The sequence below is a fragment of the Hymenobacter chitinivorans DSM 11115 genome (genome assembly GCF_002797555.1).
GTDB classification, from domain to species: Bacteria; Bacteroidota; Bacteroidia; order Cytophagales; family Hymenobacteraceae; genus Hymenobacter; species Hymenobacter chitinivorans.
In genome coordinates, this window is record NZ_PGFA01000002.1 from 620701 (window position 1) to 636320 (window position 15620).

At 62.6% G+C, this 15620-nt stretch carries 9 protein-coding genes; 7 read left to right on the top strand and 2 right to left on the bottom strand.

Annotated elements, in window-relative coordinates; genetic code table 11:
• Positions 1-249 precede the first annotated feature (249 nt).
• The gene (locus tag CLV45_RS16275; protein ID WP_100337514.1) at positions 250-1290 is read left to right on the top strand and encodes a LacI family DNA-binding transcriptional regulator; all 1041 of its coding nucleotides are present in this window, start codon (positions 250-252) and stop codon (positions 1288-1290) included.
• Here CLV45_RS16275 and CLV45_RS16280 read toward each other — a convergent pair.
• Together CLV45_RS16280 and CLV45_RS16285 are read right to left on the bottom strand one after the other, a co-directional pair.
• Positions 1287-2636, bottom strand: coding sequence for a sensor histidine kinase (locus CLV45_RS16280; protein WP_100337515.1), 1350 nt, complete (start codon positions 2634-2636; stop codon positions 1287-1289). The two genes, CLV45_RS16275 and CLV45_RS16280, sit on opposite strands and share 4 nt — an antisense overlap.
• Entirely contained in the window at positions 2626-3999 is a 1374-nt protein-coding gene (locus tag CLV45_RS16285) for a sigma-54-dependent transcriptional regulator (protein WP_100337516.1), read from the bottom strand. Before CLV45_RS16285 ends, CLV45_RS16280 begins: the two co-directional genes overlap by 11 nt.
• Before the next feature lie 303 nt (positions 4000-4302).
• Between CLV45_RS16285 and CLV45_RS16290 the strand changes: the two genes are divergently transcribed.
• From CLV45_RS16290 to CLV45_RS16315, 6 genes are all read left to right on the top strand, one after another.
• A complete protein-coding gene (locus tag CLV45_RS16290; RefSeq protein WP_100337517.1) occupies positions 4303-5565 on the top strand; it encodes an efflux RND transporter periplasmic adaptor subunit in 1263 nt (420 codons plus the stop codon).
• Positions 5566-5795: 230 nt separating this feature from the next.
• Positions 5796-6473: an ABC transporter ATP-binding protein gene (locus tag CLV45_RS16295; protein WP_100337518.1), complete on the top strand. Its 678-nt coding sequence runs from the start codon at positions 5796-5798 to the stop codon at positions 6471-6473.
• Positions 6474-6532: 59 nt separating this feature from the next.
• Positions 6533-8890: an ABC transporter permease gene (locus CLV45_RS16300; protein ID WP_100337519.1), complete on the top strand. Its 2358-nt coding sequence runs from the start codon at positions 6533-6535 to the stop codon at positions 8888-8890.
• Positions 8891-8943: 53 nt separating this feature from the next.
• Positions 8944-11376 (top strand): ABC transporter permease, encoded by a 2433-nt coding sequence (locus tag CLV45_RS16305; protein WP_100337520.1) that lies wholly within the window; start codon positions 8944-8946, stop codon positions 11374-11376.
• 239 nt (positions 11377-11615) lie between these two features.
• On the top strand, positions 11616-13304 hold the full coding sequence (locus tag CLV45_RS25565; protein ID WP_100337521.1) for an OmpA family protein: 1689 nt from the start codon (positions 11616-11618) through the stop codon (positions 13302-13304).
• 795 nt (positions 13305-14099) lie between these two features.
• Positions 14100-15431, top strand: coding sequence for a carboxylesterase family protein (locus tag CLV45_RS16315; RefSeq protein WP_100337522.1), 1332 nt, complete (start codon positions 14100-14102; stop codon positions 15429-15431).
• Positions 15432-15620 lie beyond the last annotated feature (189 nt).

A 15620-nucleotide genomic window follows, 5' to 3' on the forward strand; every position in this document is an offset into this window, starting at 1 on the left:
CCGCGGCACCCCGGCGCGGCCACTACCGGAGCCGAAGCCAGGCTTCGCCACCGGAACTGCCCGGGCCGGGACTGTACGATTCGGCCGCCTTATTACTGGATAAACCGGGGCAAAGGGGCCAAAAGTTTCGGGGCTGCCGCGCCCCGGAACTGCGCTAAAGATAAGGCAGATTTCATACACGCGCGGGTTTTGCTGTGAAATTGGCTCTATCTTGAGCCCCGGCAACTGTCCACCCAATTTTTCAAGTGCATGGCAAACCGTCGGGCCTCCATTACTGATTTAGCTAAAGCCCTGAACCTGTCGGCCTCCACCGTTTCCCGGGCCCTGGCCGACCACAACGACGTGAGCGAGGCTACCAAGGAGCGGGTGCGGCAGGCGGCTCAGGAGCTCAACTACCGGCCCAACCAGCTGGCCGCCGCCCTGCGCCGGGGCCACAGCAAAACCCTGGGCGTGCTGGTGCCCCACATTACCGGCAACTTCTTTCCCCACGTCGTGCACGGCATTGCCACCGAGGCCAGCAAGTCGGGCTACAACGTGCTGATCTGCCAGTCGGACGAAGACGTGCAGCAGGAAAAGAAGAACATCGACCTGTTTATGAACGCCCAGGTGGAAGGCATTCTGGTGTCGTTGGCTAACACTACCCAGGATTTTACCCACTTCGACGAGGTCAAGAATCAGCGCCTGCCGCTCGTGTTCTTCGACCGAATTATCGAGGGTTTCCAGGGGCCCAACGTGAGTGCCGTGGTGCTCAACGACTATCTGGGGGCCTACCAGGCCGTGTCTCACCTCATCGAGCAGGGCTGCACCCGGATTGGCATTTTCAGCGGCCCGCTGCACGTCAACATCAACAAGAACCGCTACCAGGGCTACCTCGACGCGCTCCAGGCCCACGGGCTGCCCCTGCGCCGCGAGTATGTGTCGCACCACAGCGACATCAACCTCAAAAGCGGGACCCAGGCCATGCGCAAGCTGCTGCGGCTGCCCCAGCGCCCCGATGCCGTGTTTGCCTCCAACGACCTGGCCATCGTGGGGGCTATGCAGGTGGCTAAGGAGCAAGGGCTGCGCGTGCCCCAGGACGTGGCCCTGATTGGCTTCAGCAACGAGGCCTTCACCGAGCTGACCGAGCCCCGGCTGACGTCGGTGGACCAGCGCAGTGAGCAAATGGGCCGCACCGCCGTGCGCTTGCTGCTCAAGCTCCTAAACCGCCCCGCCACCGCCGCGCCCCTTAAGCCCGTCGTGCTGGAGCCCAAACTCATTATCCGGGAGTCGTCGGTGCGCATCCGGCGCTAGGCCTTCGGGAATTCGAGCTGAAACACGGCCCCTTCGCCCACCGCGGAGTGCACCCGGATGCTGCCCTTGTGCAGGTGCATGATCTGCTTGGCCAGGCTCAGGCCGATGCCCGTGCCGTCTTTGCGGGTCGTGAAAAAGGGAATGAAGATGCTGTCCAGCAGCTCGGGCGCAATACCGGTGCCATTGTCAGCTACCCGCATCAGCACCCGGCCGTCGGGGGTAGCCTGGGCTTGCAGCTCGATGCGCGGGCCCAGGCTCGGGCGCAAGGCATGGGCCGCGTTGAGCACCAGGTTGATGAGTACTTGCTCCAGCAGGCGGCAGTCGGCACTGAAGCGCAGGTCGGGCGGCTCCACGGTGGTGAGCAGCGTAATGCCGGCCTCGTCGAGCTGGGCGCGCATCAGGCCCCGGATGCTGGCAAACAGCTCCTGCACGTACACCGTAGTCAGCAGTGGGGCGCTGATGGTGCTCAGGTCGCGGTACACCTGGGCAAAGCGCAACAGCCCCTCGCTACGGTTTTGGATAATGCCGATGCCCTCGGCCACGTCGTCGAGCAGGTCGTGGCCAGTGGGCTGGGTGGTCAGCTCCTGCTGCACGTGGCGGCGCAACGTATCGGCCAGGGAGGCAATGGGGGCCACCGAGTTCATAATTTCGTGGGTCATTACCCGCAGCAGCTTCTGCCAGGCCGCCGTTTCGTTTTCTTCCAGGGCGTGGCTCACGTTCTTGAATGCCACCAGCGTAAACTGCCGCTGCTGCAGCCGAAACCCCGTGGCCGAGAGCAGCAGCTGCAGGGGCTTGGCGCCCACGCTCAGCCGCACGATGGTCGGCTCGCCGGGCTGCACGCTCCGGATAGCGTCGTAGAGCACCGGGTGGCGCTTTTGCAGGGCCTGAATGTTCTTCAGGTAGGGCAGCTCCAGGGTTTGCTTAAAGGCCTCGTTCAGCCATTCCACCTGCCCGTGCTCATCAAAGGACAGAATGCCGGTGTCGATGAGCTGGAGCACGGTTTGCAGGTAGGCAAACTGCGCTTCCCGCTCGGCGCTGAGTTGACGGAAGGCTCCGTTGAGCTCATTGAAAGCCCGGTAGAGCGGCTGCAGGGTCCGGTCGGCGTGGGCGTCGTTGTAGTGCTGGGCGAAGTCGTGGTAGCGCACGGCCAGCAGGTAGTCGGCTAGGGCCCGGTTGGGGCGAGTCAGGTAGCGGGTCAGCTCCCACACGGCCCCCAGCAGCAGGCCCGCCAGCAGCAGCCCGAGCAGGTAAGCCCCCCGCGGCAGGGCGTAGCTCAGGCCGCCCAGCACGGCCAGCAGCCCCAGCAGGCGCACCGCAATTCCAACTTCGAGGCGCTTAAAGGTCATGTTTTTCGAGGCGGCGGTACAGGGCCGTGCGGGTCAGGCCCAGCTCCTTGGCCGCCTTGGTAATATTGCCGTTGTGCCGCTCGATGACGCGCATAATCGTGTTTTTCTCGACTTCCTGCAGGTGGAGCGGCCCTTCCGGCGCGGGGCCGGCCGCAACCGGGGCGGGCGGGGTGGCAAAGCGGAAATCCTGGGGCCGGAGCACGTCGGTTTCGGCCAGGATAATGGCCCGCTCCACGGCATGCTGCAACTCCCGTACGTTGCCGGGCCAGTGGTGCTCCCTAAGCTTCTGCAACGTGGCGGGCTCGAAATCGGGCACGGGCTTGCGGTTGCGGGCCGCGTAGAGGCCGGCAAAGTGCCGGGCCAGTAGCAGTACGTCGTCGGCCCGGGCCCGCAGCGGGGGCAGGGTAATTTCGACGGTGTTGAGCCGGTAAATAAGGTCCTGGCGAAACTCCTGGCGGGCCGCCAGCTCGTAGAGCGGGGCGTTGGTGGCCGAAATCAGGCGGATATCCACCGGCACGAGCACGTTGGAGCCCAGCGGAATTACCTGGCGGTTTTGTAGCACGGTGAGCAGCTTGGCCTGCTGGGCTAGGCTGATGTTACCGACTTCGTCCAGAAACAAGGTGCCCCCGGAGGCGGCGGCAAACCGACCCTGCCGGTCTTCGCGGGCGTCGGTAAACGAGCCTTTCTTGTGCCCAAACAGCTCACTTTCGAAGATTCCTTCACTCATGGCCGCCAAATCGGCGGTGACGAAGGGCTGGCTGGCCCGGAAGGAGCGTTTGTGCAGGGCCTGGGCCACCAGCTCCTTGCCGGTGCCGTTTTCGCCCAGCAGCAGCACGTTGGCCTCGGTGGGCGCCACTTTCTCAATCTTGTAAAACACCTCCTGCATGGCTTCCGACTGCCCCAGCAGCTCAAACTCGGCGAAGGAAGCCGGCCGGCGGGGGGGGAGCGGGGCGGTAGGGCGCGAACCTCCGGTGGGGCGCGGCTCCAGGGCCGCTGTTAGGGTTTCGAGCAACTGGGCGTTGTGCCAGGGCTTCACGATAAAATCGGTGGCCCCGGCCTTGAGGGCGCGGACGGCCGTGCTGACCTCGCCGTGGGCCGTAATCATGATGACGGTGGCCCCGGGGTCTTTTTCCCGGATGCGCCCCAGCCAGTACAGGCCCTCGTTGCCGCTGCCCAGGGTGCTTTTGTAGTTCATATCCAGGAATATCACGTCGAAGTGCTGCCGGCTGAGCAAGGACAGCAGCAACTCGGGGTTCTTCTCGGTGACGACCTCCTGGACTTCGGTTTTGAGCAGCAGGCGCACGGCAAACAACACGTCCGTGTCGTCGTCAACTACCAAAACGCGTGCTTTCTTCAGAATCATGGGACAATAAAGGTAAAAGGAGCAAGCCCGCCCCGGCGGAGCAAGGCCCCGAATTCCTACCATAAACTATACTAATTTCTAAAAACCTGCTTCCCGGGCCCGTAAACCCACTTGTGGCCGGTAGGGCAACTAGCCACTGTATCAGCAGCGGACAGTGGACTGTATCAAAACCGGACGCTTTCCGGGCCAGTGCTTTGGGTTTTAAAATTAATCTGCAGTAAATCAGTGGGTTAATTTGCTGGCATCGTTCTTACTGGCTTTGGGTTAGCAGCGGGTTCCTCATTTCCAGCCCCTGCTTTACCCATGGATGTAGCCATTCAAAAGAAAACCTGGACCCCGCGGCGCCTGCTGCTGCTGGCCGCGCTGGTGCTGGTGGGCGCCTGGGGCGCGGCCAGCCTGCTGTCGGCCGCCGGGCCCGCCAAGCTCAACCTCGACCCCGAGCGGTTGACTATCAGCGCCGTGTCCAGGGGGCCGTTTCAGGAGTTTGTGCCGGTCGAGGGCGTGGTGATGCCCATTAAGACAATTTACCTCGACGCGCCCGAAGGCGGCACCGTGCAGCGCATTCTGGTGGAAGACGGGGCCACGCTCACGCCCGGGCAGCCCATTATTCAGCTGGCCAACACCGACTTGCAGCTGGAAATGGTGAACCGCGAAACGGCCGTCTTCGACTTGATGAACAACCTGCACAACACCCGCAACCTGCTCCAGCAAAACCGCATCCAGCAGCTCAACCAGCTGGCCGATATCGACTACCAGCTGCGCGAGGCCCAGCGCCAGTACGAGCTCAACCAGACGCTGTTTGAGCAAAAAGTCATTTCGCGCCAGGAGTTCACCCAAAGTCAGAACAACTACCGCTACCAGCAGCGCCGCCAGCAGCTCACCCGCCAAGCCCTGCGCCAGGATTCGCTGACGATGGGCCAGCAGATCGGGCAGATGCAGCAGTCGGTGGGGCGCATGCAAAGCAACCTGGCCCTGATGCGCCGCAAGCTCGACGATTTGACCATCAAGGCCCCGGCGGCCGGGCGCGTGACCTCGCTCAACGCCGAAATCGGGGAGCTCAAAACCCGTGGGCAGCGCATCGGCCAGCTCGACATGCTCACCGGCCTGAAGGTGCGCGCCCTGCTCGACCAGTACTACATTGCCCGGATTTTTCCCGGCCAGGCGGCGGAAATGACGTTCAATGGGCGGCGCTACGAGCTGCGCGTGACCAAGATCTTTCCGCAGGTAACCCGGGGCCTGCAAGTCGATTTGGAGTTTAGCGGCTCCCCGCCCACGGCTATCCGCCAGGGGCAGTCCTTGCCGGTGCGCCTGGCCCTGAGCGACCAGACCCAGGCCCTGCGCGTGCCCCGGGGCGGCTTCAACCAGAAAACCGGCGGCAATTGGATTTTCAAGCTCAGTGAGGATGGCACCCGGGCCTACCGGGCCGACATTCGCCTGGGCCGCCAGAACCCCGACTACTTCGAAGTGCTCAGCGGCCTGCGGCCCGGCGACCGGGTCATTACTTCCAGCTACGAAGGCTTCGACACGATGGGCGAGCTGCAGCTCCATCCCACGCCGACCCACTAAGCCAGCCGCCATTTCTGCCAACCCCGACCCGCGGAGTGTCGCCGGTTGCCGCCGGGTTTGGGAGCCCTAAGCCCGGCGGCCCGCGCCCCGCAAACCAATGGTGAGTGAACGGAGCCCGAGCCCGCCGCCGCGCTGCAACGCGGCAGCGGGCTGAGTGGGCGGCACTCCGCAGGCCGGGTTTTTTCTGCTTTTTCTTTCCCCGACATTCCCCGCACCCTTTCCCTACCACGATGATTCAGATTGAACACCTCGAGAAGATTTACCGCACCGCGGAGGTGCAAACCAAGGCCCTCAACGACGTGTCTTTGGTCGTGCGGGAAGGCGAGTTTGTGGCCATAATGGGGCCCTCGGGCTGCGGCAAGTCGACGCTGCTCAACATCCTGGGCTTGCTCGACGAGCCCGACGGCGGCTCCTTCGCCTTTGCCGGGGTGGAGGTGGCCCGCCTGCCGGAGCGGCGCCGCGCGACCCTGCGCAAGGAGCACATCGGGTTCGTGTTTCAGAGCTTCAACCTGATTGAGGAGCTTACCGTGTACGAAAACGTGGAATTGCCCCTGATTTACCTGGGCGTGGGCGCCGCCGAGCGGAGGCAGCGCGTGGAGCAGGTGCTGGAAAAAATGCAGATCATGCACCGCCGTAACCACTTCCCGCAGCAGCTTTCGGGCGGGCAGCAGCAGCGCGTGGCCGTGGCCCGGGCCGTGGTCAACTCGCCCCGCCTCATCCTGGCCGACGAACCCACCGGCAACCTCGATTCCCGCAACGGCAACGAGGTGATGGAACTGCTCACGGAGCTCAACGAAGCCGGCACTACCATCATCATGGTCACCCACTCCGAGCACGATGCCCGCTATGCCCACCGCGTGATTCGCCTGCTCGACGGGCAGGTGGTGCTGGAGCACGCCCGGGCGTAGCGCCGCAGTTCTCGTGCCTTGGCTTTTTCTGAGGCACTCATCCCTACTTCGCCGAACCCATGATTCAGCATTCCCTCCTTCTAATTTACCGGAACTTCAAGCGGTTCAAAACAACCTTTTTCATCAACTTGGTGGGCTTGTCAGTGGGCTTGGCGGGGGTACTTACCATTTACTTATGGGTGTACGATGAATGGAGCTTCGACCGGTACCACGCCACTACCGGGCGGCTGTTTCAGGTGCTGGAAAACCAGCGCACGGCCGAGGGCATCAACACCAGTGGCACGGCACCGCTGCTGGCCGAGGCGCTGGTCGAGGAGATGCCCGAAATCCAGTACGCGGCCGTGGCCACCCCGCCCAATTTCTTTCCTGGGTTCACGCTGGTGGCAAAGGGAAAAACCGTGCGGGCCGAAGCAAAATTTGCCGGCAAAGACTTCTTTCGCATCTTTTCCTACAACCTGCAACAAGGTGACGCCAGCCAGGTGCTGGCCAACAACACCGCCGCTGTGCTCTCGCAGGACATGGCCGTGGCCCTGTTCGGCACGGCGGCCAATGCCGTGGGCAAAACGGTAGAATGGCAACTGGCTGACCTCAAGCAAACCGTCGTCGTAACGGGCGTGTTCGGGCCCATTCCGGCCAATTCTACCGACCGGTTTGACGTGGTGCTCAGCTTCGATGCCTTCAAGGGCATCATGAAAATGGGGGAGTCGATCAACTGGGCCCAGGATGGGCCTTTCAACACCTTCGTGGTGCTGCACGAGGGCGCCGATGAAGCGCAGTTTCGAACCAAGATGTCGGGCCTGCTTCAGCGCAAGCTGACCACGAATAAGGAACGCGCTCTGCTCGTGCAGCACTATGCCGACAACTACCTCCACGGCGAGTACAGCAACGGCGTGCCGTCGGGCGGGCGGATTGAGTACGTGAAGCTGTTTTCGGCCATTGCGGTGTTTATTCTGGTCATTGCCTGCATCAATTTCATGAACCTGGCCACGGCCAAGGCCTCGCGCCGGCTGAAGGAAATCGGGGTGAAGAAAACGCTGGGCGCGGGCCGCTTTTCGCTGGCTGCGCACTTTCTGGCTGAATCGGTGCTCATGAGCATCATTGCGCTATTGATTGCGCTGGTTTTAGTCGAGTTGTTGTTGCCGCAGTTCAACGACATCACCGGCAAGCAACTGGCGCTGGCCTTCAAGCCGCACTTGGTTTTTTCGGCGCTCGGGATTACGCTGATTACGGGGCTGCTGGCGGGTAGCTACCCAGCTATTTACCTGTCGGGGCTGCGGCCGGTGGAGGTGCTCAAGGGGCAGCTCGCCGGTTCGGTGGCCGACCTGTGGACGCGCAAAGGGCTAGTGGTTTTCCAGTTCATGCTCTCCGTGCTGTTCATCGTCTGCGTGTGGGTCATTCAGCGGCAGCTTGCCTTCGTCGAAAGCAAAGACCTGGGGTACGACCGCACCGGCGTCGTCGCCTTCGAAGCGGGAGTCAAAGCGGCCCAACAGCCTGAAGCTTTTCTAGCCGAGCTAAAGCGGCTGCCGGGCGTGGTAAACGCCTCCGGCATGTTGGGCTCGTTTATAGACACGAACGACGGCGCGGGAATCCCAATAGAGTGGCAAGGCCGGAAGATTCTCGTTCACCACATGGGCGTAAGCTTCGACCTGCTCGAAACGCTGGGCATTGAGTTGAAAGACGGCCGCAGCTTTTCGCCGCAATTCCGCACCGACAGCGTTCAGATTATCGTGAACGAGGCCTTGGTAGCCAGCCTGGGCCTGCAAAACCCGGTGGGGCAGATGCTGGACGAGCGGCGGATTGTGGGCGTCGTCAGGGACTTTCACTTCCAGTCGTTGCACGAGAAAGTGAAGCCCCTCATTTTTCGGTTGGAGCCCACGGCGACTACTACCATCCTTGTTCGGCTGGCCCCGGGCCGGGAGCAGGAAACCATAGCCCAGCTCCGGCAGCTCTACGCCGCGTTTAACCCGGGGCAGACGCTTACTTACCACTTTCTCGACGGGGATTACCAGGTCCAGTACGCTGCCGAGCGGCGCGTTGGGGTGCTGGCCAGCTACTTTGCCGGCCTAGCCATCCTGATTTCCTGTTTGGGCTTGTTTGGGCTCACTGCCTTTACGGCCGAAAAGCGCCGCAAGGAAATCGGCATCCGCAAGGTGCTCGGGGCCAGCGAGCTGAGTATTGTCTACCTCCTCTCCCGCGACCTTACCAAGCTGGTAGGAGTGGGCATTCTGCTGGCGTTGCCGCTCAGCTACCTGGTGGTGAAGCAGTGGCTCGATGACTTTGAATACCGCATCACGCTGCAGGCCTGGTACTTTCTGGGCGCAGGCCTGCTGGCCGTCACCGTGGCCTGGCTTACCATTAGTACCCAGGCTCTGCAAGCGGCCCGGCTCAACCCCACGCAGAGCCTGCGCGACGAATAGTCGCCGGCTGCTTTTTCCTCCTATTCGTCCACCACTACCCAACTGGTACGACCATGTTTAAAAACTACCTGCTTGTGGCCTACCGCAACCTGGTGCGCCACAAGGGCTTTTCCTTTCTCAACATTGCCGGCCTGGCCCTGGGCCTGACGGCCTGCCTGCTCATCGGCCTCTTCGTGCACGACGAGCTGCAATTCGACCGGTTCGTGCCGGCCGCCGACCGGATTTACCGCGTCTACACTCAGCAAACCAAAACCGAAACGCCCGAAATCTTCAGCTCGGTGTCGCCCATGTTTGCCACCTCCCTCAAGCAGGAGTTTCCGGAGGTCGAGCAAACGATGCGCATTCTGATGACCGGCTCCAGCCTGAATCTGCTGGAAGTAGGCGAGAAGAAAATCTACGTCGAGGACGGCATAATTGCGGACTCCACCTTTTTCAGCATTTTTCAGCTGCCCTTTAAGTACGGCTCGGCCGCCGGCGCCCTGGACGGCACCACGTCGGTGGTGCTGGCCGAGGACGTGGCCCGCACCTTTTTCGGGGACGTAAACCCCGTCGGCCAGGAGCTGAAGATCAATAAGTCGACCCTGGTGGTGAAGGGCGTGCTGCAAAACGGCCTCGACAAGTTTCACCGCAAAGTCAACTACATTCTCCCGATGGCCGCGGCGCAGCTGCCCAAGCCGCGCATGAGCAATTGGGGCTGGCAGCAGTTTTACACCTACGTCAAGCTCCGGCCCGGCGCCGACGCCCGCCAAACCCAGGCCAAGCTGCAGCGCTACCTCGTGGAGAAAGTGCAGCCCACGCTGAGCGAGAAGGACAAGCTCACTGCAGTGCCGTATCTGCAGCCTCTGCGCGAGGTGCACCTGTACTCGGCCAGCTTCAAGTACGACTCGGCCATCAAGGGCAACATCACCTACGTGAAGGCCCTGGCGCTTATTGCGGGCTTTATTCTGTTGATTGCGGGCTTCAACTTCGTGAACCTGGCCACGGCCAAATCCATGCAGCGGGCCAAGGAAGTGGGCATCCGCAAAACCATCGGGGCCAGCCAGCAGCAGCTGATGCTGCAGTTCCTGAGCGAAACGGTGCTGCTCACCCTGGCCAGCGTGGTGCTGGCCGCCGTGCTGACCTCCCTGCTGCTGCCCTCGCTCAACGCTTTTACCGGCAAGACCATGACCTTTGACGTGCTTCGCAATCCGGCCCTGCTCGGCGGGCTGGCCCTGCTCACGGTGGTAGTGGGCCTGGTGGCGGGCTTTTACCCGGCCCTGGTGCTGTCGAGCTTTCAGCCGGTGAAAGTGCTGAAAAGCGCGGTGGTTACCGACGGTATCTTCGGCCGGGTGCAGTGGCTGCGGCACGGCCTGATAGTGGTGCAGTTTGCCCTGTCGGTCTTCCTGATTGTGTGCGCCCTGGTCGTGTTCCGGCAGGTGTCGTATCTGCACAACAAGGATTTGGGCTTCAACCGGGAGCAAATCATGTTTTTCCCCATGCGGGGCGAGAACATGACCAAGCACTACGAAACCTTCAAGCACGAGCTCCAGCAGGTGCCCGGGGTGGCGGCCGTCAGCATCGGCTACGGCTTCCCCGGCGACCAGGTGGCCGGCGACGGGCTGCAGGTGCCCACCAACGGCGAAATGAAAGAGCACTCCGTTACCCAGCTGATGGTGGACTACGACTACATCAAGACCCTGGGGTTGCAGCTAGTGGCCGGCCGCGACTTTTCCCGGGCGCTGAGTACCGACCAGGACCACGGCTTTATCCTGAACGAAACGGCCGTGCGCGAATTTGGCTTCGGCAGCCCCCAGCAGGCCCTGGGCCAGAAGGTGCAGTGGCCCGTATGGAACGAGAAAAACCCCGATTCGCTCAAAGTAGGCCAGATTATCGGCGTGGTCAAGGACTTTCATTACAAGAGCCTCTACGACCGGTTGGAGCCGGCCGTGCTGCAGATTTTTCCGCCGGCTTACTGGAAAGTGGCCGTCAAGCTCAAGGCCGACAACCTGGGCAGCTCCCTGGAGGGCGTCAAGCAGGTGTGGGCCAAATTTAGCCCCGAGACGCCCATCGAGTACCGCTTCCTGGACGACAACTTCGCCCAATTGTACCAGGCCGAAGACAAGCTGCAGACCCTGCTCTTCTCCTTTACTGGCGTGGCCATCTTCGTGGGCTGCCTCGGGCTGTTTGGGCTGGCCACCTACGCGGCCGAGCGGCGCAAAAAGGAAATCGGCATCCGCAAAGTCCTCGGCGCCGACGTGCTGACCATCGTGGGGCTGCTCTCCCGGGAGTTTCTGCTGCTGGTCGGGGTGGCGGCCGTTATTGCCTTCCCGCTGGCCTGGCTGGCTTTGAGCCGCTGGCTGCAGGACTTTGCCTACCGCATCAGTATTCCCTGGTGGGCCTTCGGGGCGGCGGGGCTGCTGGCCGCCGCCGTGGCCTTTCTCACCGTGAGCTACCAGGCCCTGAAGGCCGCTACTACCAATCCCATCCGCAACCTGCGCGCCGACTAAGGCCCGGCGCCACCACCCACCAAGCCCCGACTTCGGCAACGAAGTCGGGGCTTTATGCTTACGGGCTCGGCCAGAGCCGGATAAGGGCAGTGCAGGAAGTGGAGGCGCCGCCGAAAGTCGAATTCCCGTAGCGTTAGTTGCGGAATAAATGTATTATTAAAGTTCGGTTCCCGAATTCGCCGGTATTGCTTACACCCCCGCCGGCCCTTTCGCTTCGGTGTACCTCCGCCTCCCCTAATATGAAGCACTTGCTACTCCGTTTTCAATTTGTGGTAACGGCCCTGGGCCTGGCGGCGCTGGTGGCGCCCCCGGCCCAGGCCCAAACGTCGGAGCGGCGCACCGGGCTGGGCCTGGTGGCCAACGGCCTGCAGTACCAGGGCGACTTTGGCTCCGACTACTGGAAGCTCGACAATACGCAGCTCGCGCCTGGCCTGGTCATCAATCAGTATCTGGGCAAAGGCCTGGATTTAAGCACCCAGGTGTTGTACGGGGAGCTGACTGGCCGCCGAAGCGAGAATACCCACTTCAAAACCACGCTAATTAACGTGAATCTGGGCTTCAAGCTCAAGCTCAACAACGGCTGGGCCCTGAAGGAAAATAGCTTGATTCAGCCCTACCTGCTGGCCGCCCCGGGCTGGACCTACGCTAGCCGAACCGGGCAGTTCGGCGGGGCCCGCATCGACCTCGATAAAGGCTACGTCGACCTGTTTGCCGCCGCCGGTATCAGTTTGCGCCTGGGGGCCGGGGTAAGCGTATTTGTGCAAAGTGGCCAGCACCTGCCGATGTACGCCAACCTCGACGGCACCGTGGAAGCAGGTACGCCCCGCTGGGCCGACCGGTTCTTGCAGCACAGCGTCGGGCTGACGTTTAACCTGGGTCAGGCCCTGGATATGGACGAAGACGGCGTGTCGGACCGCCTCGACAAGTGCGCCAATACCCCGGCTGGCGTGTTGGTGGATGACAATGGCTGCCCGCTCGACGGCGACGCCGACGGTGTGCCCGACTACCTCGACGCCTGCGCCACCGAGGCCGGCGTGGCCGAGCTGCGCGGCTGCCCCGATAAAGACAACGACGGCGTGACCGACTCGGAAGATAACTGCCCCGACATTGCCGGCAGCATCGACCGGCAGGGCTGCCCCGATGCCGACAGCGACGGTATCATTGACCCCGACGACAAGTGCCCCGACACGCCCGCCGGTGCTACCGTGGATGCTTCGGGCTGCCCCGTAGCCGACACCACCGACAGCACCGCCGTAGCTCCAGCGGCTCCGGTTCCCGCCCCGGCCAGCACCGATACCGACGGCGACGGAGTGCTCAACGCCGCGGACCGCTGCCCCAACAGCGCCGGACCCGCCAGCAACGGCGGGTGCCCCGAAATCAGGGCCGAAGTGCGCCGCAGCCTGCAGGCCGCCACCCGCTCCATCCGCTTCGAAACCAACAAGGCCGTGCTGCTGCCGTCCTCGTACCCCACGCTCGATGCCTTGGTACCCGTGCTGAGCGACTACCCCGACTATTCCCTCAGCATTGCCGGCCACACCGATAACAAGGGGCCGGCTGCCTTCAACCTGGCGCTTTCCCGGGAGCGGGCCGCCGCCGCCCGGCGCTACCTGGTGGAAAAGGGCGTGGCCGAAAACCGCATCGAGATGCGTGGCTACGGCCCGCGTTACCCCATTGTAAGCAACGCCACCGACGCCGGCCGGGCCCGCAACCGCCGCGTGGAGTTCGACTTGTTTGTCAGCTCGGGCAAGAATGCGGCCCAGGCCAAATACGGTGCCCAACCAACCAGCACGCCCGCCAAAGCCGGCAAGGCCCGCTCCGTCCGCAAAAAGGCCCTCCGCAAAGCGCCGACAACCAAAACCGGCACCCGCAAGGCCGTAAGGCCGGGTACTACGGTCCGGAAGCCGGTTGCTCCCAGAGCTAAGCGCTAGTCAGCACCGGCACGCCGGTACAAACGTCAAAAGCCTTGGTGTAACCATCAGGGCTTTTGACGTTTGGCTTGAGAGCAGCGGTGGCAACCAAACTGCTGCCATACTTTGGGGAAAGCTTTGCTTACAGTATTTGGCAGAATTACCTTCATCAAGCCCACCTGCAAGGGTGCCGTTTGTTTAACCCCGTAAGCTGCTGGCTTAGTAGCCGGTGCAAAAGCAGTCTGTTCCATTATTTTTTGTCAACCAAAAGCTCCCGTGTGCGTTGAGCTTTTGGTTGAGTTATACATAGCTTCAGCACGGTTTACTCTAGCCTATCTATTTTTCTGTAACTGCTACGTGATAGGTCAATTTATACGTGACTTCTGGCACTATCTGCGCCATGGTGACCCGCTTTCTGCGCCTTTTCCAGCTGATCCACAGGATTGGAAGTTGTTCTTAATTCGGGCGCAACGGGCCCGGCACCGCCGCAAGCGGCCGGGGCTCAAGAGAAGCAAGAAAATAGCCGCCCTACTTTCACCTAATGAGTCGCCACTGCCGGAGTAGTGGCGCCGCCCCGCGGCAAGCCTGGCTTTTCTGCCGTCTGCTTTGAAGGCAGTACCAAGCACGAGCTATTTGCTACTGTAGCGCATTTCTACGGGGTTGGCCCATCACCAATGACCTCGGAAGCGTAGCAGGTTGCTCAGCTGCGGCAATACAGCAACCCTTGGCAGAGCGGGTAGTCCGGGCAGTGGAATGGAGAAGCTCTGCGGGGGCTTAATGCTGCCCCTTTCGGTTTAACCGGGCGTACCTTTGCGTATGACCTCCGCTAATTCTGCTCACTTTCACGCGCCCGCCGGCCACATTATTGGCCGGCACGACGGGGCCGTGCTGCGCGCTACCGGTATCCGCTACGCCCGGGCCGTCCGGTTTCAGGCCCCGGTAGCCGAACCACCCGCTACGGCCCCAATCCTGGCTACGGCCCCGGCTCCGGCCTGCCCGCAGGTAGCCGATTCCTTGCTGGCCCCCGCCCTGGGAAGCTTGTTTGCGGGCATCAGCTACGACGAGGACTGCCTGCGCCTTTCCGTCACGCGCCCGGCCGACTACCGCCCCGACGAGCAACTGCCGGTCGTGGTGTGGGTGCATGGCGGCTCCTACGTAACCGGGGCCGGCGACCTGCCCGTGTATGATCCGGCCGTTTGGGTGAGCGAGCAGCGCCTTGTGTTTGTGGCCGTGACGTATCGGCTGGGACTATTGGGCTTTCTGGGGCAGCAGGGCGGGGCGCCGCCCAACCTGGGCCTGCTAGACCTGCTCGAAGCCCTGCGCTGGGTGCAGCGCAATAGCCCGGCCTTCGGGGGCAACCCGGACTTGGTTACGCTGTTTGGGCAGTCGGCCGGTGCCGACGCCATTGCCCACCTGATGGTGGCCGAAGGCGCCCAGGGCCTGTTCAGGCGCGTGATTATGCACAGCGCCCCGCTGGGGTTGTCGCGCAACCGGCAGGCAATGAGCCGGGCCATGGCCCAGGCCGCGGGCAGCTTTGAGCCCACGGCCACTATCGATGAGGTGCTGGCCCGCGAAAGTACCGTAACGCAAGCTGCTCGGCGGTTTGGCCTGAAAAGCGGCATGCCCTTCGGCACGCAGTATGGTGCCCATCCGCTGCCTGAGGAGGGTCATGTGGACAAGGCCTGGCAAGCCGCCGCGCCCGGAGTGGATGTACTGATTGGAGCTACGGCCGAAGAAACCCGGTTTTTTGCGGTGCTCGACCCTAAGTACCGCCGTCTGCTGAGCCTGCCGCTGCTGGGGCGGCTGTTGGCGCGGCCCTTGGTGGCCATCAGTTCCCGGCTGGTGTATCTGCGGGCTACCAAAGCTTTTGCGCGCCGCCACGCCCGGGCTGGGGGCCGGGCCTACCACTTTCTGGTCTTGTTTCGGCCACCCGGTAGTGCATTTGGCGCGGCCCACACCATCGATTTGCCCTTGTTACTGGGCTCCCAGGCCAGCTGGTCGTTTGCGCCCATCCTGGGCCGGGCCACCTGGGAACAGGTGCAAGAAGCCGGCCGGCCGGTGCGGCAGCTCTGGGCCGACTTTGCCCGCAGCGGGGTGTTGCCGCCCCAAGTGGATATTGCCGGCGTGCTACGGGTGCGGCAGCAGTAGGGCTGGGGGTAATGCGGGGTTCCCGGGCAAAAACAAAAAGGCCTCTAGCGTGCTGCTAGAGGCCTTTTCTGTGGTCGTATAAGGACTCCGTACTTGTAGCATACTTGCGTACGGTTGCGCATTATTTCCAGCGTAAAGGCCGTTTAAAGGCTGCGGGGGTTGTTTGCTAGTTGCACGTTTTTGTACTGG